The sequence below is a fragment of the Pseudomonas sp. MF6776 genome (assembly GCF_016613125.1).
GTDB lineage: Bacteria > Pseudomonadota > Gammaproteobacteria > Pseudomonadales > Pseudomonadaceae > Aquipseudomonas > Aquipseudomonas iridis.
Genome location: NZ_JAENSQ010000018.1, coordinates 42,887 through 63,889 on the forward strand (window position 1 = coordinate 42,887; position 21,003 = coordinate 63,889).

General features: G+C 59.2%; 20 protein-coding genes. 17 read left to right on the forward strand and 3 right to left on the reverse strand.

The window, feature by feature from the left end:
- The first annotated feature begins 15 nt into the window (after positions 1-15).
- From phnD to yecR, 11 genes are all read left to right on the forward strand, one after another.
- Positions 16-882, forward strand: a complete 867-nt coding sequence (phnD, locus tag JJD74_RS19835) for a phosphonate ABC transporter substrate-binding protein (protein ID WP_080963929.1) — start codon at positions 16-18, stop codon at positions 880-882.
- A complete protein-coding gene (phnC, locus tag JJD74_RS19840) occupies positions 879-1,670 on the forward strand; it encodes a phosphonate ABC transporter ATP-binding protein (RefSeq protein ID WP_200616611.1) in 792 nt (263 codons plus the stop codon). Before phnD ends, phnC begins: the two co-directional genes overlap by 4 nt.
- A gap of 2 nt (positions 1,671-1,672) precedes the next feature.
- Positions 1,673-2,491, forward strand: a complete 819-nt coding sequence (phnE, locus tag JJD74_RS19845; RefSeq protein ID WP_200616612.1) for a phosphonate ABC transporter, permease protein PhnE — start codon at positions 1,673-1,675, stop codon at positions 2,489-2,491.
- 134 nt (positions 2,492-2,625) lie between these two features.
- A complete protein-coding gene (gene psrA, locus JJD74_RS19850) occupies positions 2,626-3,717 on the forward strand; it encodes an iron-containing alcohol dehydrogenase PsrA (RefSeq protein ID WP_047301686.1) in 1,092 nt (363 codons plus the stop codon).
- A 129-nt stretch (positions 3,718-3,846) separates the two neighbouring features.
- Positions 3,847-5,142 (forward strand): MFS transporter, encoded by a 1,296-nt coding sequence (locus JJD74_RS19855; RefSeq protein ID WP_200616613.1) that lies wholly within the window; start codon positions 3,847-3,849, stop codon positions 5,140-5,142.
- 10 nt (positions 5,143-5,152) lie between these two features.
- Positions 5,153-6,022, forward strand: coding sequence for a LysR substrate-binding domain-containing protein (locus JJD74_RS19860; RefSeq protein WP_047301690.1), 870 nt, complete (start codon positions 5,153-5,155; stop codon positions 6,020-6,022).
- Between the two features lie 74 nt (positions 6,023-6,096).
- Positions 6,097-6,924: a phosphonoacetaldehyde hydrolase gene (gene phnX, locus JJD74_RS19865; protein ID WP_200616614.1), complete on the forward strand. Its 828-nt coding sequence runs from the start codon at positions 6,097-6,099 to the stop codon at positions 6,922-6,924.
- A gap of 269 nt (positions 6,925-7,193) precedes the next feature.
- On the forward strand, positions 7,194-8,129 hold the full coding sequence (locus JJD74_RS19870) for a Ppx/GppA family phosphatase (RefSeq protein ID WP_200616615.1): 936 nt from the start codon (positions 7,194-7,196) through the stop codon (positions 8,127-8,129).
- 412 nt (positions 8,130-8,541) lie between these two features.
- Positions 8,542-9,918: a pyridoxal-phosphate dependent enzyme gene (locus JJD74_RS19875; RefSeq protein ID WP_115147322.1), complete on the forward strand. Its 1,377-nt coding sequence runs from the start codon at positions 8,542-8,544 to the stop codon at positions 9,916-9,918.
- Positions 9,915-11,087: a cystathionine gamma-synthase gene (locus tag JJD74_RS19880; RefSeq protein WP_200616616.1), complete on the forward strand. Its 1,173-nt coding sequence runs from the start codon at positions 9,915-9,917 to the stop codon at positions 11,085-11,087. The genes JJD74_RS19875 and JJD74_RS19880 overlap by 4 nt, the downstream gene beginning before the upstream one ends.
- Positions 11,088-11,597: 510 nt before the next feature.
- A complete protein-coding gene (gene yecR / locus JJD74_RS19885) occupies positions 11,598-11,921 on the forward strand; it encodes a YecR family lipoprotein (protein ID WP_200616617.1) in 324 nt (107 codons plus the stop codon).
- A gap of 1 nt (position 11,922) precedes the next feature.
- Here yecR and JJD74_RS19890 read toward each other — a convergent pair whose 3' ends face one another.
- Complete coding sequence (locus JJD74_RS19890) at positions 11,923-13,548, reverse strand: ATP-binding response regulator (protein WP_200616618.1); 1,626 nt, start codon at positions 13,546-13,548, stop codon at positions 11,923-11,925.
- Positions 13,549-13,662: 114 nt separating this feature from the next.
- Here JJD74_RS19890 and JJD74_RS19895 point away from each other — a divergent pair, with 114 nt between their 5' ends.
- Complete coding sequence (locus tag JJD74_RS19895) at positions 13,663-14,268, forward strand: LuxR C-terminal-related transcriptional regulator (protein WP_200616619.1); 606 nt, start codon at positions 13,663-13,665, stop codon at positions 14,266-14,268.
- Positions 14,269-14,364: 96 nt separating this feature from the next.
- Here JJD74_RS19895 and JJD74_RS19900 read toward each other — a convergent pair whose 3' ends face one another.
- The gene (locus JJD74_RS19900; protein ID WP_200616620.1) at positions 14,365-15,363 is read right to left on the reverse strand and encodes a bile acid:sodium symporter family protein; all 999 of its coding nucleotides are present in this window, start codon (positions 15,361-15,363) and stop codon (positions 14,365-14,367) included.
- Positions 15,364-15,447: 84 nt separating this feature from the next.
- Between JJD74_RS19900 and JJD74_RS19905 the strand changes: the two genes are divergently transcribed.
- Together JJD74_RS19905 and JJD74_RS19910 are read left to right on the forward strand one after the other, a co-directional pair.
- Positions 15,448-16,236, forward strand: coding sequence for an AraC family transcriptional regulator (locus tag JJD74_RS19905; RefSeq protein ID WP_042559536.1), 789 nt, complete (start codon positions 15,448-15,450; stop codon positions 16,234-16,236).
- 136 nt (positions 16,237-16,372) lie between these two features.
- On the forward strand, positions 16,373-17,353 hold the full coding sequence (locus tag JJD74_RS19910) for a TerC family protein (RefSeq protein WP_042559537.1): 981 nt from the start codon (positions 16,373-16,375) through the stop codon (positions 17,351-17,353).
- Positions 17,354-17,461: 108 nt separating this feature from the next.
- On the opposite strand, the gene JJD74_RS19915 is transcribed toward JJD74_RS19910, so the two are convergent.
- Positions 17,462-18,562, reverse strand: a complete 1,101-nt coding sequence (locus JJD74_RS19915; RefSeq protein WP_042559538.1) for a polyamine ABC transporter substrate-binding protein — start codon at positions 18,560-18,562, stop codon at positions 17,462-17,464.
- Between JJD74_RS19915 and JJD74_RS19920 the strand changes: the two genes are divergently transcribed.
- The 3 genes from JJD74_RS19920 to JJD74_RS19930 all read left to right on the forward strand — a co-directional run bounded on the left by JJD74_RS19920 (position 18,555) and on the right by JJD74_RS19930 (position 20,654).
- The gene (locus JJD74_RS19920; RefSeq protein WP_155401131.1) at positions 18,555-18,851 is read left to right on the forward strand and encodes a hypothetical protein; all 297 of its coding nucleotides are present in this window, start codon (positions 18,555-18,557) and stop codon (positions 18,849-18,851) included. The two genes, JJD74_RS19915 and JJD74_RS19920, sit on opposite strands and share 8 nt — an antisense overlap.
- 116 nt (positions 18,852-18,967) lie before the next feature.
- A complete protein-coding gene (locus JJD74_RS19925; RefSeq protein WP_042559540.1) occupies positions 18,968-19,453 on the forward strand; it encodes a flavin reductase family protein in 486 nt (161 codons plus the stop codon).
- A gap of 157 nt (positions 19,454-19,610) precedes the next feature.
- A complete protein-coding gene (locus tag JJD74_RS19930) occupies positions 19,611-20,654 on the forward strand; it encodes an LLM class flavin-dependent oxidoreductase (protein ID WP_200616621.1) in 1,044 nt (347 codons plus the stop codon).
- Positions 20,655-21,003 lie beyond the last annotated feature (349 nt).

A 21,003-nucleotide genomic window follows, 5' to 3' on the forward strand; every position in this document is an offset into this window, starting at 1 on the left:
ACACCGTGGAATGCCATGAAAACAATTAACCAGTTTCTGCGTGTCGTCAGCCTTACCGTACTCGCCCTGAGCGCCAGCCAGGTCTGGGCCAAGGACAAACTGACCATTGGCCTGATCCCGTCTGAAGATTCCCAGGCGATGATCGAGGCGAGCAAACAAGTGCTCGACGATCTGCAAAGCAAAATCGGCATGCCGGTGGTGCCGTTCGTAGCCACCGACTACAACGGCATCATCGAAGCGCTGCGCTCGGGCAAACTCGACGTTGCCTATCTCGGCCCGTTCTCGTATGTGCTGGCGACCTCGGTCGCGGATGTCGAAGCGTTCTCCGTGGCGGTCACCAAGAAGACCGGTCAGAGCGCTTACAAAAGCGTGATTCTGGCGCGCAAGGACAGCGGAATTCACTCGCTGGCTGATCTGCAAGGCCATACCTTCGCTTTCGTAGATCCAAGCTCCGCCTCTGGGCATCTGTTCCCCAAGGCCGGACTTGAGCAAGCCGGTTTTGTTCCGGACACCTTGTTCAAGCGAGTAATTTTCTCCGGCTCCCACGACGCCAGCATCCTCGCCGTCGAGAACAAAAAGGTGGATGCCGCCGCCGTCGCCGACCGCATCTTCGCCAGCGCTGTAGCCAAGGGTGTGGTGAAGCAGGATGACTTCGAAGTGGTCTGGAGTTCCAAGCCGATCCCGGAATCGCCGATGGTCTGGCGTAAGGCGCTCGACCCGCAATTGAAGAAGAAAATCGCCGACGCATTGGCATCGATCAAAGACGTACCGTGGGGTGATCAGGGCGTACTTAATGGCTTTCAGCCAACAACTGACGCGGCTTACGACGTGGTGCGCGACACCGCCAAGGTGCTCGATCTCGATTTGCGGAGCATGAAATGATCAGCATCCGCCAACTGACCAAACACTACGGCAGCAACCCGGTTTTGCGCGGAATTGATCTTGAGGTCGCTGCTGGTGAATTCGTCGTGGTACTCGGCCAGTCCGGTGCCGGGAAATCGACCTTGCTGCGATGCATCAACCGCTTGGCGCAGGCCGATAGCGGGACGCTGAGCGTGGCCGGTATCGACGCCCTCGGCTGCCCCGACACCAGCGTTTTGCGCCGAGAAGTGGCAATGATTTTCCAGCACCACAATGTCGTGCCGCGCCTGAGTGTCTTGAAGAACGTGCTGACCGGTCGCCTCGGATCGATCGGTACCCTTGCCTCGATTTTTCAGCTGTTTCGGCGTGACGACGTGGCGTTAGCCATGCAATGCCTGGAGCGCGTCGAACTGGCGCACAAGGCTGGCGAGCGCACCGATTCGCTGTCCGGCGGGCAGAAGCAACGAGTGGGGATTGCTCGTGCCCTGGCGCAACGACCGCAAGTGATCCTGGCCGATGAACCGATTGCCAGCCTCGACCCGAAAACTGCGCGACTGGTGCTGCAGTACCTGCGCGATGCCACTCGCGAGCTGGGCATCACCGTGCTGTGCAATCTGCATCAGATCGAATATGCCCGCGAATTCGGCGACCGCGTGGTCGGCCTCGCTCACGGCAATCTGGTGTTCGATGGCAAGGCTTCGAGCATGACCGATGCCGATCTGGCGCGGATCTGCCCGCAGCCATCCACGCAATTGTCCGCAGACACTGCGACCCCGAACCTGACCTACTGCGCCGCATCGAGGGCCTGAACATGCAATCGAACAACTATCAGTGGGTGGGCGACCGGCCCCGCAGTACACGCAGTTGGCTGACCGTCGGCGCCGTCGTCCTGATCGTGCTGTGGACCCTGAACTGGAGCGCCCAAGGCGCCCAACTCAGCCTGGGCGAACTGGCTGCGGGACTGCCGCAGATCGGCGACTTCCTCTCGCGAACCTTCCCGCCAGACCTGAGTATCCTGCCGCGCTTGTTGGCACCCGCTGTGGAAACCCTGCAGATCGCCATCTGGGGCACGTTGCTCGGTGTGCTGCTGGCGATTCCGCTGTCGTTTCTCGCAGCGCGCAACCTGAGCCGTAATCGGCTGGTGTTTCACGCCACCCGCCAAGCACTCAATTTTACCCGCAGCATCAACGAGTTGATCCTCGCCCTGATCTTCGTCTCGGCAGTGGGCCTTGGCCCGTTCCCGGGTGTGCTGGCGCTGGCGTTGCACGGTGTGGGCATGCTCGGCAAGTTCTTTGCCGAGAGCATCGAAGAGATCGATCAAGGCCCGATTGAAGCGTTGCAGGCAACCGGCGCCCGACCCTTGCAAGTGATCGTGTTTAGCGTCTTGCCGCAAGTCATTACCGCATGGATCGCGGTGATTCTCTACCGTTTCGAAGTCAACCTGCGCTCGGCCACGGTGCTCGGCATGGTCGGCGCCGGCGGCCTCGGATTCGAACTGGTGAGCAGCCTCAAGCTGTTCAAATATCAGGAAACCGCCACCTGCATCATCGTCATCACCTTCATGGTGATCGTCGCCGATGCGGTATCCAGTCGGCTGCGCGCCGCAATCCAGGGCGGTTCTAATCACTAGAGCCTGGCAACCATGAACGGTTGCGGACGCTGTTATCGCCTCAGCCGATTCAAACCTGCGAATTATCGATTTGAGCCGTTGCCGACGGGCGCTGAGTATGGCGCCACTACCGACAACAACAAGAAGGATTCACCATGACTGCCCGCTTCCAGAACCCAGTTGATACCCGTTTCGGCTGGGGCAGCCTGCAAGAACTTGACGCCCTCACCGAACAACAGACCGTCGCCCTCGTCACCTTCCCCGAAGCACGTGGACTGGGACTGGTCGATCGTCTGCAAAAGTTGCTCGGTGATCGTCTGGTCTACGTCTTCGAAGACGTGCAGCCCAACCCGGATGTCGCGCACCTGCGCAGCACTTACGAAGATTTTTGGCAGCGTGCCGACACCTGCGACGTAGTGCTGGCGGTTGGCGGCGGCAGTGCCATCGACACGGCCAAAGCGTTGATTGTCGGTACCGCCTCGGGACGTTTTGATGAATTACTGGCGCTGCTGGCGACCGGCAAACCATTCACCCCGCCGCGCTGCAAACAGTTGATCGCCGCACCAACCACAGCCGGTACCGGCAGTGAAGTCACGCCATGGGCGACGATTTGGGACAGCGCCAGCCAGAAAAAATATTCGTTGCACCTGGAATGCACCTGGCCGCGCGTGGCAATCATCGACCCGCAACTGATGCTCACCGTGCCGGCCGGCGTCACCGTTTCCACCGGGCTCGACGCACTGTCGCATGCGCTGGAATCAATCTGGAATGTCAACGCCAACCCGGTGTCCGACACCTTCGCAATCTCGGCCATTGAAGACATTCTCGAATGCCTGCCGCGCCTGCATAAGGACTTGTCCAGCCAGGAGCTGCGCACGCGCATGGCGCTGGCGGCGCTCAAGGCTGGCCTGGCGTTTTCCAACACCAAAACCGCGCTGGCGCATTCGATCTCCTACGAAATGACCCTGCGCCACGGCCTGCCCCACGGCATCGCCTGCTCCTTCACTCTGCCGCTGGTGCTGGGTTTGGCCTGGGGCCATGACGCTACCCGTGACCGCACCTTGCAACGCATCTTCGGCGAAGACCTGGCCAAAGCCCAACAGCAGTTGCGCGAGTTCCTGCACAGCCTCGGCGTGAAGACCGAGTTCGCCGATTATGGCGTCTCGGCCAAGGACGCCGAAGACATCATCCATCTCGCGATGCAGGGCGCGCGCGGCAAGAACTTCATCGGTTCACAGGCCGCCTGACGCGTCGCCCCGCCTAAATAACCCAAGCACAGCCAGCAGCCAAAAGCTGCGGTGATTTCCTGTCGCACCAAAAAAGAGTGCACCCGCTGCCGACATTCGGCGGGAACCCACAACAATAAGGAAAAGATCATGAATCGTGCCCAAACCCTGCCTGGTCTCGCCGTACGTTCTGCCTCGTTCAGGGTCGCCCAATGGCGCATGTTGCTGGCGGCGATGTTCTGTTACCTGTTTTTCTACACCGGTCGACAAACCTTCGGTTTCGCTATCCCGGGTATCCAGGCCGAATTCGGCTTGACCAAGGAAACCCTCGGCTGGGCATCCGCCGCGATGCTCTGGGCCTATGCCATCGGCCAGGCAATCAACGGCAACCTCGCCGACAAATTCGGTGGTCGGCGCATCATGACCCTCGGCGCAGTGCTGTCGTGCGGGGCGAATTGGGTGACCAGTTTTGCCGCTGGACTCACCAGCCTGATCCTGCCGTGGGGCGTTAACGGTTACTTTCAGGCGCTCGGCTGGGCGCCGGGAAGCCGTCTGCTTTCCAATTGGTGGGCGGCCGGCGAGCGCGGCAAGGTTTATGGCTTCTACACCTTCGCCGCAGGTTGCGCGTCGATTCTGTCGTACGTCACCTCCATCGTCATTCTGGAAGTGTTGCAACTGGAATGGCGCTGGATCTTCCGTTTGCCGGTGTTGTTGATGCTGGCCGGCGGGATCATTTTCTATCTGGTCGCTCGCGAACGGCCTCAGGATCTCGGCTTCGAGCCGCTGACTGATACTGGCGTCGCCAACACCGACGACAAACATCAGGAAGCAGCCCACGGCGAGGTCGAGTCCTCGGCGCAGCGCTACAAGGCTGTACTAAAGAATCCACGCTTGCTTATCGCCGCGCTGGCATTGGGTTTCCAGAACGCCGCGCGCTACGGATTGATCGTCTGGGTGCCGGTGCACTTCCTCGGCGCCAACTGGAAAAGCGGCGACAGCATGGTCGATCCGAAGTGGATCACCGTCGCCCTCCCCGTCGGCATGGCGGTCGGCGCCCTTAGCAACGGCTGGGTGTCGGACAAGCTGTTCGGCTCCAGGCGCTATCTTGCGATCATGCTTTATATGGTCCTCGGCGCTGCGACCAGTCTGTGGATGTGGAGCCTGCCGCCGCACAGTCTGGTCGGTCTGGTGGCGTTGTTCCTTTGCGGCTTCTTCGTCTATGGCCCGGCGTCGAGTTTCTGGGCACTGTGTCCTGACCTGGTCGGCGCCAAGCGTGCGGGCACGGCGACCGGGGTGATGAACTTCTCGTCCTATCTGTTCGCCGGACTGGCCGAACCGCTGATCGGCCGTTTGCTTGACTCCACGGCAAATACGTCTCTTATCTTCATCGTGGTCACCAGCGCCTGCCTTTGCAGCGCGGCGGTGGCAATGTTCATCCGACGCTGACGGGGCCTGCATGTACCAGTACCACAAGTGGTTGCGTTCATTTCATGCCGTGGCCAAGACCGGCAGTTTCACCCTCGCCGCCGAGTTTCTGTGCATCGGTCAGCCGACCGTCAGCGAGCAGGTCAACGCGCTGGAGAAAACCTTCTCGGTGGAACTGTTCCATCGTCGCGGGCGCTACATCGAGATGAGCGCGGCCGGGCACAAGCTGTACGCAATTACCCAGGGCCTATTTGGTCAGGAGGATGAGGCGGTGCAACTGCTGCAAAGCTTCAAGCAACGCAAATCCGGCATGCTGCGCCTCGGCGCCGTGTCGCCGCCGATCGCGATGAACCTGACTTACGAACTGATGCAGCGCCACCCTGATATCGAACTGGAGACCTCGTTCTCCTCGGAAAAGGAAACCCTGGCGCGACTGTTCAATTTTGATATCGATGTGGCGATTCTGGCGCTGTCGGAATTCGATCAGCGCTTCCACACGCGGTTGTATCACCGCTATCCGATCATTGCCGTGGTGCGTGATGACCATCCCTGGGCCAGCCAGGAGCAGGTTCACGTCAGCCAGATCAGCCATGAGAAATGGGTGCTGCGCGAGCAGAGTTCGCGCACCCGGCAACTGGTGGAAGAAAGCTGCACGCGGCTTAACGTCAGACTCGATTGCGTAATGCAGTTGAACAGCCGCGAGGCGATCGTCCATGCGATCGCCAAAGGCATCGGCATCGGCCTGGTGTCCGCCGTCGAGTATGCGCAGACCCCGGGCACCAAGCCGATCACCTTTGTCGACCATCCGTTCTTCATCGAATACCACTTGTGCTGCCTCGGCATCCGCAGGAACCGACCGGTGATCGCGGAGCTGTTCGACTCGAATTCACCGATGCTCTGATTCAACACTTATTCCAACCGGCCTACCTCCATATCGAGGGACGGCACACGCTCACCTGAAAACGGAGATTGATCATGCAGTACAAGCAACCTACTTACGTGCAAGCCGCGATTCTCGACTGGGCCGGCACCGTTGTTGATTTCGGCTCGTTCGCGCCGACGCAGATTTTCGTCGAAGCCTTCGCCGAGTTCGGTGTCGCCGTGTCGCTGGAGGAGGCTCGTGGCCCGATGGGCATGGGCAAATGGGACCATATCCGCACTTTGTGCAACCTTGATCAGATTGGCGAACGCTACCGCGCCGCGTTTGGTCGCTTGCCGACCGATGACGACGTGACGGCGATCTACGAGCGTTTCATGCCGCTGCAGATCGAGAAAATCGCCCTCCACTCTGCGTTGATCCCCGGCGCGCTTGAGGCCATTGCAGCGTTGCGTGACAAGGGTTTGAAGATCGGCTCGTGCTCAGGTTATCCGGCGGTGGTCATGGCCAGGGTCATCGAGCTGGCACGGAAAAACGGTTATGTCGCTGACCACGTCGTCGCTACCGATGAAGTGCCTAATGGTCGCCCTTATCCGGCACAGGCACTGGCTAACGTGATAGCGCTGGGCATCAATGACGTGGCTGCGTGCGTGAAGGTTGACGACACCTGGCCGGGAATTCTCGAGGGTCGCAGTGCGGGGATGTGGACGGTGGCGCTGACCTGCTCCGGTAACGCGCTGGGCTTGACCTACGAGCAGTACAAGGCGCTGCCGTCGGACAGACTCGCCGAGGAGCGCGCGCGCATCAGCACGATGTTTGCCCCTTCGCGCCCGCATTACCTGATCGACACCATTGCACAATTACCCGAGGTGATCGACGACATCAACGCGCGGCTGGCCCGAGGCGAAACCCCTCAAGGCTGCTAGGCCAATCCCCCGTAGGAGCTGCACAAGGCAGCCCCTACAGGGTTGTGTCTGTTGAATTTCGGGCAAAAAAAAGCTGCCAGAAATGGCAGCAAAAACTTTAAGAACACGCGATGTGTTGAGTTCAGTATGGGTATCGAATAATGACAGTGTCATGACAAACAACAATTCACTGAACGGCCCCTGACCCGTCATCAGGATGTCATCAAGATAACGGCAGAATCCTCGCAAACCGTCTTGAGCCTCGCGACGGATGCTTTGCAAGGACTGCCATGAAAGACGACGCCTCGCTGTTTGCCGCCATCGACCTGGGTTCGAATGCGTTTCGCTTGATGATCGGCCAGTCGGTCCGCAGTCGCAAAGGCCTGATGATTCAGGAAGTGAAAACCTTGCGCGAACCGGTGCGTCTGGCCGAGGGGCTCGACGGTGGTGCGCTTGACACCCTCGCCCTTGATCGAGGCTGGCAGGCATTGGCGCGGTTCGGCAAGAAACTGCGCGGATTCGAGCCGGGCCGCGTGCGGGCAGTGGCAACCAGTGCAGTGCGTGAGGCCGATAACGCGCAGCTGTTTCTGGCCAGTGCGGAGCGGCATCTGGGCTTTCGCATCGACGTCATCTCAGGGCATGAAGAAGCGCGATTGGTGTACGCGGGCGTAGCCCACGCGTTACCAGGCGTCGAAGACATGCGCCTGGTGGTCGACATCGGTGGCGGTTCTACCGAATTGATCCTCGGCCAGGGCTCACAACCACTGCTCACCGAAAGCATTGCCATCGGCAGCGGAACATTGAGTGCCCGATTCTTTCGCGGCGGCGAGATCTCCCCTGATGCGCTGCAAGAAGCCGAACGCGTCGCCATCCTCCAGTTTGAAACAGTCGCTCGACGCTATCGCGCTCAGGGTTGGCAGCAGACCATCGGCTCCTCGGGCACCGCACGGATGCTCGCCAAAGTGCTCAAGGCCAACCGATTGAACGACTTCGGCGAGGACGGCATCACCTACGCGGGGCTGTTGCGCCTGTCGCTGCTTCTGCTGGAGGTGACGAACGTCCGGCAGCTCAGGCTCCAGGGCCTGCAACCACACCGCCAAAGCATCCTGCCCGGCGGCCTGGTGCTGATGCTCGCCGCGTTCAAGGCGTTCGGCATCTCACAGATGGTGCCATCTGAACCAGGATTGCGCCTGGGTGTGCTGCACGGATTGATGAGCAAGCACTGACCTTGCCACAATTTGCCTGCATTCCCTCAGCAGGATCTGCATGGATCGAAAATCTGTGAACACCGCTGATCTCTGTGGGAGCTGGCTTGCCAGCGATGAGTTGCGCACATGAGGCACTGAAGCAAACTGACCCACCGCCATCGCTGGCAAGCCAGCACAGGGATCAGCGGTGGTGTCGGGGCCTTGTTGTATCCCCTCACGCCTACAGTTTTTTCTGTCCAGCGTTCAAATCCGCATAACCCTCCTCTCTCATAACGCCCGGCCTCTTGGCAAATTCAGTTCTATAGTTAGATCAAAATCGTTGAGCTTTTCAGCCCACCGAATGGTTGCGGGAGATCCCTTCACGGCCTATGTTGCAGGCGAGCTTTTCCCCGCGAATGGAACGCGATCAATCACCAACAAGAGGTGAAGAATGTCAAAGGAATCCCGCCCTGCCGTACTCGGGCTGATAGGAAATACGCCGCTGGTGCAAGTGACCCGCTTCGATACCGGCCCGTGCACACTCTTTCTCAAACTCGAATCACAAAACCCTGGCGGCTCGATCAAGGACCGAATCGGTCTGGCGATGATTGACGCCGCCGAACGTGACGGTCGCCTCACCCCCGGTGGCACCATCGTCGAGGCGACTGCCGGCAACACTGGCCTGGGCCTGGCACTGGTCGGGCGCGCCAAAGGTTATCGCGTGGTGCTGGTGGTCCCGGACAAAATGTCCACGGAAAAAGTCCTGCACTTGAAGGCCATGGGCGCCGAGGTGCACATCACCCGCTCCGACGTCGGCAAGGGTCATCCCGAGTATTACCAGGACGTCGCCGCGCGGTTGGCGAAAGACATTCCCGGCGCATTTTTTGCCGATCAGTTCAACAACCCGGCCAACCCATTGGCCCATGAATGCAGCACCGCGCCGGAAATCTGGGCGCAAACCGAACATGATCTGGATGCAATTGTGGTCGGCGTCGGCTCGGCCGGCACCCTGACCGGGCTGACCCGTTTTTTCAAACGGGTGCAACCGGATCTGGAAATGGTTCTGGCCGACCCGGTTGGCTCGGTGATGGCGCAATACAGCCGCGACGGCTCGCTGCCAACCCCCGGTTCATGGGCGGTTGAAGGCATTGGCGAGGACTTTATTCCGTCGATCACCGACCTCTCCAGCGTACGCCACGCCTATTCGATCAGCGATGAAGAAAGCTTCGACCATGCCCGTCAGTTGCTGCGTGCCGAGGGCATTCTCGGTGGGTCATCGACCGGCACCCTGCTCGCTGCCGCGCTGCGTTATTGCCGCGAACAGACCGAGCCCAAACGCGTGGTGAGTTTCGTCTGCGACACCGGCACGCGCTATTTGTCGAAGGTCTACAACGATCAGTGGATGACCGATCAGGGCCTGTTGCAGCGCAAAGGCTATGGCGACCTGCGGGACTTGATCGCCCGACGTTTTGAAGACGGTCGGGTCATCAGCGTCGGGCCCGATGACACGCTGCTAACCGCCTTCCAGCGCATGCGCCTGGCGGATGTCTCGCAGCTGCCCGTGCTGGTTGAAGGCAAACAACTGGTCGGGGTGATCGACGAATCGGACATTTTGCTGGGTGTGCACGAGGACGCTGCACGCTTCAGCCAATCGGTCTCCAGCGTGATGACCGACAAACTGCAAACCCTCGCGCCCGACGCCCCCCTCGCTGAGCTGGAATCGGTGCTCAGCCGTGGCCTTGTCGCCATCATCGCCGACGCATCGGGCTTCCATGGCCTGATCACCCGCGTCGACATGCTCAACCAATTACGGAGATCCCTCGCATGAGTCAGCAGGACAACAATTCCCAAGGTTTCGCGACCCGGGTAATCCATGCCGGGCAAGAGCCCGACCCGACCACCGGCGCGTTGATGCCGCCGATTTACGCCAACTCCACTTACCTGCAAGACAGCCCCGGCGTGCACAAGGGTTTTGACTACGGGCGCTCGCACAACCCGACGCGTTTTGCCCTTGAGCGCTGCGTGGCGGATCTGGAGGGAGGAACTCGAGCGTTTGCGTTCGCCTCCGGACTGGCGACGATTTCCACCGTTCTCGAGTTGATCGACGCGGGCTCGCACGTGATTTCCGGCAACGACTTGTACGGCGGCACCTTTCGCTTGTTCGACAAGGTGCGCCAACGCAGCGCCGGGCACCGCTTCAGCTACGTCGACCTGACCGACCTGTCCGCATTCGAAGCGTCGTTACAGGACGACACGCGCATGGTCATGGTCGAGACACCGACCAATCCGCTGCTGAGCCTGTCAGACCTGGCCGCCATCGCCCGCATCTGCCGCGCACGCGGGATCATCAGCGTGGCCGACAACACCTTTGCCAGCCCCTACATCCAGCGCCCGCTGGAGCTGGGTTTCGACATCGTGCTGCACTCGACCACAAAATATCTGAACGGTCACTCCGACGTGATCGGCGGAATCGCCGTGGTCGGGCAGAACACGGAACTGGCCGAGCGTCTGGGCTTTTTGCAGAACGCGGTGGGTGCGATATCCGGGCCGTTCGATGCGTTTCTTACCTTGCGTGGCGTGAAAACCCTGGCACTGCGCATGGAGCGTCATTGCAGCAACGCGCAGGATCTGGCGCAGTGGCTGGAACAGCAACCGCAGGTCAAACGCGTCTACTACCCCGGTCTTGAATCGCACCCGCAGCATGAATTGGCCAAACGGCAGATGCGCGGTTTCGGCGGGATGATTTCCGTGGACCTGAACAGTGATCTGGCCGGCGCACGGCGCTTTCTGGAGAACGTGAAAATCTTTGCCCTGGCGGAAAGTCTGGGCGGCGTTGAAAGCCTGATCGAGCACCCGGCGATCATGACGCACGCCACCATTCCACCCGAAACCCGCGCGAAACTGGGAATTGGCGATGGCTTGGTACGCTTGTCGGTGGGCGTCGAAGACGTCGAAGACCTGCGCGCCGATCTGGCGTATGCCCTGACGAAAATCTAGCGCTGCAAGAACGACAAAGCCCGCACGAGGCGGGCTTTGGTATTCGAGTAGGCGGCCAGTGCTGGTCTCTGGCTTACAAGGTTTATCAGGCTTCTCACAGTACCGGGCCAAATTGAAAAAGGTAGTGCCTCGGCTGCTTCACACGGCATAAGGGCTGGATCTCAGCGCGGAGATCTTTCTAACCGTGCACCCTTCGGAACGCGCCCCACGTCCCCTTGCTATCCGTTTGCGCATCAGTCTGCGTCTTCACCTACATCTTTGAGACTAGCAAAGGCTTACGGAGGCGGCGCAGGATTTTTAGACTAATTTGAGCTTTGCGCAGAACGTGCAGGAAGGGAAACGCCTAACCCCTGTATATCCACGCTGCGCACTAGCACATTTGTGCTAATCGACCGCTCCGCCACCCGGCGCTATATTCCTCGCACCCCCCGATGCTTCTCAACACTGCCACTTGGCGGTGTGCAGGATCATTGCGCGTGGAAATCAGAACAACACCAAGGAAGAAACACCATGAAACTGCATGCACACCTCAGCAAGTTCGGCGTTGTGGCCGTTGCCACACTTGTCCTCAGCGGCTGCGCCACCCCGAAACAATGGGAAGCCACCGGCGGCAGTAAAAACGATGGCGTCGTCCAGGTCTCCTATGAACTGGGCCAGTTCGAAAGCGGCCAGACCAGCGCCGAACAGGGTCTGACTGTCGCCTCGCAACGCTGCAAGACCTGGGGCTACAAAAACGCCGAGGTCACCGGCTCGGAGAAAAATATCTGCCGCACCATGGGTCAATACAACTGCCTGCAAACCACTATCACTCAGGATTATCTCTGCAAGCGCTGAGTCAAGCCTGCTCGAGCGACTCCGGTTGCCGGTCGCGCAGTGCCCGCAAGGTCGCGCGCAGCTCGGCCGGGCGCACGGGTTTGGACAGGATGGCAATTTGGCGGTCGTGCAGGGCCGCCTGTATTTTTTCGATGTCATGCCCGGTGATGATCATCGCCGGCACCGCCCAGCCGCGCTGACGTCGAATATCGTCGATGCACTCGATACCCGAGGCATGGGTTCCGAGATCGTAATCGGCAACAATGATGTCGCAATCGCTGATCACATCCCGCCCCGTCAGTTCGGCCTGTACTTCACAGCCCCAGCGCTTGAGCAATGCCGACGTGGCGATCAGCACGTTGCGATCGTCCTCCACCAGACACACTTTCAATCCGGTCAACAGGCCGACCTGGCGCGCTTCATCGCGGTTGATCGGTAACGGCGCGGCAACCGCCATTGGCAAACCCCACAATGTGACAGCAGTGCCGCGACCGGGTCGCGAACGCAACACGACCTCGACACCCATCAACTGGCCCAGTCGCTTGACGATCGACAGCCCCAACCCCACGCCTTCGACGTCTTTGTCGCGCACTTGCCGCACCCGATAGAACTCCTCGAACACCTTTGGCAAATGCTCCTCGGCGATACCATTGCCGCGGTCATAAATCACGATGGCCAGCCCTGCCCCGCGCCGACGCACGCCGATCAGGACCGGCCGATGCGCGCCATATTTGAAGCAATTGGAAAGCACGTTCTGCACCATGGTCGCCAGCAGTACCGGATCGGTGCGCACCCAGTATTTACAGGGGCGCAAGCGCAGGTCGACGCCAGCCCAGCGCGCAGCTTCGGCGTTCTGGTGAACCAGTTCAGTCAGCCATTCGTGCAAGTTGATGGTTTGCAGCTTCGGCAACACCCGTCCGTTATCAAGGGTGTACAGGTCGAGAATGGACCGAAACAGCTGCGACACGTTGAGCAGCGAACGGTCGATGTTGTCCACCAAGCGACGCTCCTCGTCACCCAGCCGCGACTCGCGCAGACACGCGGTAAACAGTCCAATGGAGTGAATCGGCTGACGCAAGTCATGACTGGCCTGCGCGAGAAACCGCGACTTCTCCAGATTGGCCGCGACCGCTTCTTCCGACGCCTTGCGCGTGCGCTCCAGCAACAGATGGGCGTAAAACGGGATCACCGTGCTGGTGATCATCAGCATCAACACCATGAACGGTTGCGCCTGCCACACCGGGGTCAGGCGATAGACACACAGCAGCGCCAGCAACGCCAGGGCCGTGGCAATCGCCAGATAGCGCGAGCCATAACGCATGCCGTTGCCGAGGTTGACCCAAATGATGACCGCATACAGCGGCAACGCCGCCTCGCCTCCCACCACCAGACCAAAGCAGGTGCCGGTGTAATCGTGGACCATGGCGAAAATCCGCCGTGCCGGGTAATGCCCCGGCCAGCGCACAATTGCCTGGCGTAACCCGATAGAAGCCAGCAGAAACACGATGATGTAGGTGATCACCGGTAGATACGTATCGAAGCGCTCGCCCGGCAAAAAACCCAATACGAGCATGTAAACCACGGCAATACTGGCAATGATGATGCGCAGATTGGCCTGGTCGAGTTCGGTATTTTTCTCGAACTTCATGGTAAACGTCCTTGTGCAGCAATCGTCAGATTCGGAAGCAGCCTACAGGCAACGATCGCGCCCGGTGCTAAGGTGCAAGCCTTGAGCAATGCCTGACCCAGGGAGGGACATGCCATGACATGCCGAATTATCATAGCCGACGATCATCCGCTGTTTCGTGAGGCGATGCTGCGCACGGTTCAGCGACTGCTGCCCGAAGCCATCATCGACGAAGCTGGCGATCTGGACGCGGTGCGGGCGCTGCTGGCACTGGGTGAAGAGCCGGACACACTGATACTGGATCTGCGCTTTCCCGGACTGACCGGCGTCAGCCAGCTCGCCGAACTGCGCCAGCGCTTGCCGCGCAGCACGCTGATTGTGGTGTCGATGGTCGATGATGAAGCGTTGATCCGTGACGTCATGGCCGTCGGCATTGACGGCTTTATCGGCAAGAACATTGCCCCGGCCGAAATCGGTCAGGCGATTCTGGCGATTCGTGAAGGCGAGGTGCTGGTGAAGTTTGCGCCGTCAGGGCTGTTGCCGCTGGAGACCGGCACCCCGCTCACACCCCGTCAGCAAGACGTCCTGCGCTTGATCGCTCAGGGCAAGACCAACAAGGAAATCGCTCGCGAACTGGATATTTCACCGTTCACGGTGCGCATTCATGTGTCTTCTTTACTACGCACGCTCAACGTGCCCTCACGGGCGGCCGCTGCAGTGAAATATGCAGGAACTCTGTAGGCGCTGCCGCCGCGCTGCGATCTTTTGAGCTTGTCTTTAAAAACCAACATCAAAAGATCGCTGCCTTCGGTAGCTCCTACAGGTGACGGTGTGGGGTTATGGATCGACCTGCGCCATCAGCTCCGGCACCGACTCCGGCCGTTTCGCATAGCGCTGCGCCAACACCGCGCAAACCATCAATTGAATCTGATGGAACAGCATCAGCGGCAGGATCAGCACGCCAATGGTGCTGCCGGCAAACAATACCTGAGCCATCGGCACGCCGGTGGCCAGGCTCTTTTTAGAGCCGCAGAACAGAATGGTGATGCGGTCTTCCTGACTGAAACCGAAGGCCTTGCCCAGCAACGTCGCCGCCACTAGCACCATTGCCAGCAAAATGCAGCAGACCACTACCAGCCCGAGCAACTCGATCAGCGGGATCTGATGCCAGATGCCTTCGTTGACTGCCTCGCTGAACGCGCCGTAAACCACCAGCAGAATCGAACCCTGATCGACAAACTTCAGCCAGTTCTTGTTGCGCCCTACCCACGCGCCGATCCAGCGACGGGCAATCTGACCCACGATGAATGGCAGTAGCAACTGCATGCTGATTTTGACGATCGCATCGAGGGTCGAACCGCCGTCGCCATGAACGTCGAGCAGCAGCGTCACCAGCAACGGTGTGAGGAAAATCCCGAACAGGCTGGATGCCGCCGCACTGCAAATCGCCGCAGGAATGTTGCCTCGCGCCAGCGAGGTGAAGGCAATCGCCGATTGCACCGTTGCGGGTAACGCGCACAGGTAAAGCATGCCCATGTACAACGTGTCGCCGATCAGCGGCGACAGCAGCGGTTTCAAGGCAAACCCCAGCAGCGGGAACAGCACGAAGGTCAGACCGAACACCAGCAAATGCAGGCGCCAGTGACCCGCACCGGCGATGATCGATTCACGGGAGAGTTTGGCGCCGTGGAGGAAAAACAGCAGCGCGATGGCGATGTTGGTCAGCCAGCCGAAACCGACCGCGACCTGACCGCTGGCAGGTAGAAAACTCGACAGTAGCACGACGCCGATCAGCGTCAGGGTGAAGTTGTCGGGCAGGAATCTTGGGCGCGTCATGGTGTGTTCATCCGGGGGTTGCCAGTACGTGCCGACGACTCTAACGTGAGCGGCAATTACCGACTAACGCCGAAGAGCCTGCAGATGCCGCCTAAAGGACATATCAAAAGTATTCGGCGCAGCATTCCCGGGCTGCCCAGCCTTCCGCGTCCGCTGTACGGACGCACTGAATCCCTGCCCAATCGCGCACTGACCCGCCGCCACAGCCATCCGTGGGTGCAATTGTCGTACGCCATTCAAGGGGTGCTTGAGGTCCAGACCAGTGCCGGACGCTTCGTTGCGCCGCCTGAGCGCGCTGTATGGATTCCGGCCGGCGTGCCGCATCGGGTATTCAGCTCACCACACACCGAAATGCGCAGTCTGTATATCGATTGCAGCGTTGCCGGTTGGGCTGTTGAGCACTGTCATGTGCTCGGTGTCAGCGACTTGCTGCGTGAACTGATCCGCGCATTCAGCCAGGTTCCCGTGGAATACGATCAAACCGGCCCACACGGACGGCTGGCCCAGGTGATCCTCGATCAACTCGCCGAAGCGCCACAGATCGACCTGATGTTGCCGCTACCGCAAGACGCGCGTTTACGGCAGATCTACCAGAGCCTGGAGCAACATCCCGAACAGCAGACCACGCTAAGCCATTGGAGCGAGAAGTTCGGTGTCACCGAAAAAACCCTCACGCGCCTGTTCCTGCGCGACACCGGCCTGACCTTCCGCGCCTGGCGCCAACGCTTGCGCTTGCTCGGAGCGCTGACGCCACTGGAAAAAGGCGAACGCGTCACCGACGTCGCGCTGGCCTGCGGCTACGACTCGACGTCAGCGTTTATTGCAGCATTCCGCCAGCAGTTTGGGGAGACGCCGGGGGAGTTTTTTCGCTGATTCGCGATCATCCACGGGGTCAACACTTCGATAAAACCGAACTCTAAACCAGAAATAAACGATTTTTCTTTCACCCAAACACGTCGCTAGCATGGCCTCGTCTGACCCTGATACAACCAGAAAAAGGGAGCGTGACATGCCAGAAACGAACATCAATATCGGCGAACCATGGATGTGGGGCGCCTTCATCGTCTTCGTACTTGCGATGTTGGCACTGGACCTTTTTGTGTTCGGCGGGCGCAAGGCACATCGGGTTTCAGTGCGGGAAGCCTCGGCATGGGTTATTGCCTGGTGCTTGCTGGCGCTGAGCTTCGCCGGGCTGCTGTGGTGGTATCTGAACGGCGAATTCGGCGGCGAAATCGCCCGACAGAAAACCCTGGAATTCCTCACCGGTTATCTGATCGAGCAGTCGCTGTCGATCGACAACATGTTCATCTTCGTGATGATCTTCACCTACTTCGCCGTGCCGCCGGAGTTGCAGCGTCGGGTGCTGCTGTACGGCGTACTCGGGGCGATCGTAATGCGCGCGGTGATGATTTTTGCCGGGGTGTGGCTGGTGTCGCAGTTCGAGTGGCTGCTGTACGTGTTCGGGGTGTTCCTGATCATCACCGGTATCAAGATGCTGATCTTTGCCGATCAGCAACCGGATCTGGAGAAAAACCCTTTATTGCGCTGGGTGCGCGGGCATATGCGGATTACCAGCGGCTTTCATGGCGAACGGTTTTTTGTCCTGCAAAACGGCGTGCGCTGGGCCACGCCGATGTTTCTGGTGCTGGTACTGATCGAGGCCAGCGACTTGATGTTCGCGGTCGACAGCATCCCGGCGATCTTCGCCGTCACCACTGACCCGTTCATCGTCTTCACCTCGAACATCTTCGCGATCATGGGCCTGCGGGCGCTGTACTTTCTGCTGGCGGACATGGCCGACCGCTTCCACCTGCTCAAGTACGGTTTGGCGATCGTGCTGGTGTTTATCGGCGGCAAGATGACATTGATGCCGTGGTTCCACATGCCGGTGGAATGGTCGTTGGCGGTGGTGGGTGGGGTGATTTTCGGGTCGGTGCTGCTGAGCCTGATCACGACGAAGGGCAAAGCGCCGGAAAACCAGTCACCCTGAAACCCTGTGGGAGCGAGCCTGCTCGCGAAGGCGTCGTGTCATTCAACGATTATGTTGACTGATCCACCACATTCGCGAGCAGGCTCGCTCCCACAGGATTGTGTGCTGTCAATTACCGGATTTGATGCTGGTCCAGACCCGGGTGCGTACACGCTCAACCTTTTGTGGCAGTGGCTGGACGACGTAGAGGGTTTTCAGCGCCTCGGGGGTCGGCGTCAGGTTCGGGTTGCCAGTGATTTCCTTGTTGATCAACACCATCGAATCCTTGTTCGCATTCGGGTAACCGAGGAAATCACTGATCGGCGCGATGACCTTCGGATCAAGCAGGTTGTTGAGAAACTCGTGAGCCTCGGCGACGTTCTTCGCGCTCTTCGGAATCGCGAACGTATCGAACCAGATCGGCGCGCCTTCCTTCGGCAAGCGCCAGTCGACCACGACACCATTGCCCGACTCTTTCGCGCGATTGCCGAACTGATAGAAGCTGCCGGAGTAGCCGATGGCTACGCAGATGTCGCCGTTGGCGATGTCGGTCATGTATTTGGCGGAGTGGAAGTAGGTTACGTAGGGGCGAACCTTGAGCATGAGCTCTTTGGCTTTTTCGTAGTCGGCGGGGTTTTGGCTGTTCGGGTCCAGGCCCAGATAATGCAAGGCCAGCGGCAGAATTTCCGTCGGCGAATCAAGCATCGCCACACCGCAGGATTTCAGCTTTTCCATGTTCTCGGGCTTGAACACCAGATCCCAGCTGTCCACCGGCGCATTCTCGCCCAGCGCCGCCTTGACCTTGGCCGGGTTGAAGCCGATCAGCACCGTACCGACCATGTAGGGAACGCCGTACTGGTTGCCGGGATCGTTCTTGCCCAGCAGCTTCAACAACTCCGGATCCTGGTGCTTCCAGTTGGGCAACTTCGACTTGTCGAGTTTCTGAAACACACCAGCCTTGATCTGGGTCTCGAGAAACTGGTTCGACGGCACCACGAGGTCGTAACCGGAGTTACCGGTCAGCAGTTTGGCTTCCAGGGATTCGTTAGTGTCGAAGGTGTCCCAGGTCACTTTGATGCCGCTTTGCGCTGCGAAATCCTTGGGCACCGCCGGCAGGATGTAATCCGCCCAGTTATACACCCGCAGTTCGCGCTGCTCGGCCTGGACCGCGCTGGCCAGCAGCGTCAGTCCACAAACGGTGGCACCCAGAATACGTTTCATCGTGACCATGGTTGTTTTCCCAAAAAGCGACGTGAGTTCGATGGTTTTTATGTTCTGTACACGGCAGTGGCTAAAGATAGCCAAGGGTAAAAAGGTCTGGCGTTTCGTTGTGGCTTTGATTCTTGCTGACCGCGTAGATGGATCACAGTGGGCGATGGGCCAAAAGGGGATCGATATGGCCAATTTGAATGACCACCGTTATGCGCAAGCAAAAGTAGCCGGTGAATGGCTGGGCATTGTTCGTACTCGACTCACCCACTTCGCGACTATTCAAACCCCGTTGAACATCGGCTTTTGAACGCAAAAGCCACGCTTATCGGCTTCGCTTAAAAGCCCTTGCAAAGAACAAATACTGGTATACCATCAGACCAACAAATACATAATAATCGCGTCACAACACCCGAGGACTGCCCAATGATCGATGCCGCCATCTACAAACAAGTCATGGGCTCGTTCCCGTCCGGCGTAACCGTCATCACCACCCTTGATGACGACGGCCAGATCGTCGGTCTGACCGCCAGCGCCTTCAGTTCGCTGTCGATGGACCCGGCGCTGGTGCTGTTCTGCCCCAACTACAGCTCCGACTCCTACCCGGTGCTGATCAAGAACAAACGTTTTGCGATCCACGTTTTGTCTGGCGGCCAGCAAAGCGAGGCCTACGCTTTCGCCCGTAAAGGCAAGGACAAGGCGCAGGGCATCGAGTGGACATTGAGCGAGCTGGGCAATCCGATTCTGGCCAACGCGACAGCGGTGATCGAGTGCGAGTTGTGGCGCGAATACGAAGGTGGCGACCACGCGATCATGGTCGGTGCGGTGAAGAACCTGATCGTGCCCGAACAGTGCGCCGGACCGCTGGTGTATTGCCACGGCAAAATGGGCGCCCTGCCCGTCCTGGCCTGATCAAAACCTCCAGACTCATGCAGATCAAATGTGGGAGCGAGCCTGCTCGCGAAAGCGGTGTTACAGGCAAGCAGATGGCGACTGACACGATGCCAACGCGAGCAGACTCGCTCCTGCAGTTTTGCGGCCACAACAACAAAAAATCCGAGGAAGCGTCATGAAATTTTCCCTGTTCGTACACATGGAACGCTGGGACGAAAGCGTCAGCCACCGCCAACTGTTCGAAGACCTCACCGAACTGACCCTGATGGCCGAGGCCGGTGGCTTCAGCACCGTGTGGATCGGCGAACACCACGCCATGGAATACACCATCTCGCCGAGCCCGATGCCGCTGCTCGCCTACCTCGCCGCCAAAACCACCACCATCCACCTCGGCGCCGGCACCATCATCGCGCCGTTCTGGCACCCGCTGCGGGTCGCCGGTGAATGCGCGTTGCTCGACGTCATCAGCAACGGCCGCATGGAAGTCGGCCTCGCCCGTGGCGCTTATCAGGTTGAATTCGATCGCATGGCCGGCGGCATGCCCGCATCAAGCGGCGGCCAGGCCCTTAGAGAAATGGTCCCGGTGGTTCGCGCCCTCTGGCAAGGCGACTACGCCCACGACGGCGACATCTGGAAATTCCCCACCTCCACCAGCGTGCCGAAACCCATCCAGAAGCCCAATCCACCGATGTGGATCGCCGCCCGCGACCCGGACTCACACAACTTCGCCGTCGCCAACGGCTGCAACGTGATGGTCACGCCTTTGATGAAGGGTGATGAAGAAGTCCTCGACCTGAAGAACAAATTCCAGACTGCGCTAGACAACAACCCAGATGTACCGCGCCCGCAATTGATGGTGCTGCGTCATACCCACGTGCACACCGTTGATGATCCGGATGGATGGAAAGTCGGCGCCAAGGCGATCTCGCGGTTCTACCGCACGTTTGATGCTTGGTTTGGCAACAAGGAAACGCCGGTGAACGGCTTTCTCACGCCGAGCCCGGAGGAGAAGTTCGCAGGGCGTCCGGAGTTTGAACTGGAGAGTTTGCACAAGACGGCGATGATCGGTACGCCGGAGGAGATTATTCCGCGGATCAAGTATTACCAGGAACTGGGGGTGGATGAGTTTAGTTTCTGGTGTGATAACAGTCTGCCGCATGAAGAGAAGAAGAAGTCGTTGGCGTTGTTTATCAAGCACGTGGTGCCGGCGTTTCGGTGAGTGTTCTATTGGTTAAGCCTTGTAAATGAAAACGCCCCGATAATCCGGGGCGTTTTTCAGATAAAACTATTTACCATTAAGCTTTTCATGTATTCAAAAGAGAAAAAACACGAGCAGGTATAATAATAACGCTACTCCCGCCAGTCCGCAGCGGTGCCTAGGGTCAGCCTTCGGCCCCATTCCTCCGGGTCCGATAGTGACCCATCCGCCCCGCAAGTAGTTATAGACGGCTTGCCCAAACCAAATCTGCCCTAAGACCATTGCAAAAAAACGCTCCCTATCCCCGTTGTATCGTACAAATCCAGCGACCACTGCAACCACTAGCAGTATCAATCCAATGAGATGCCTG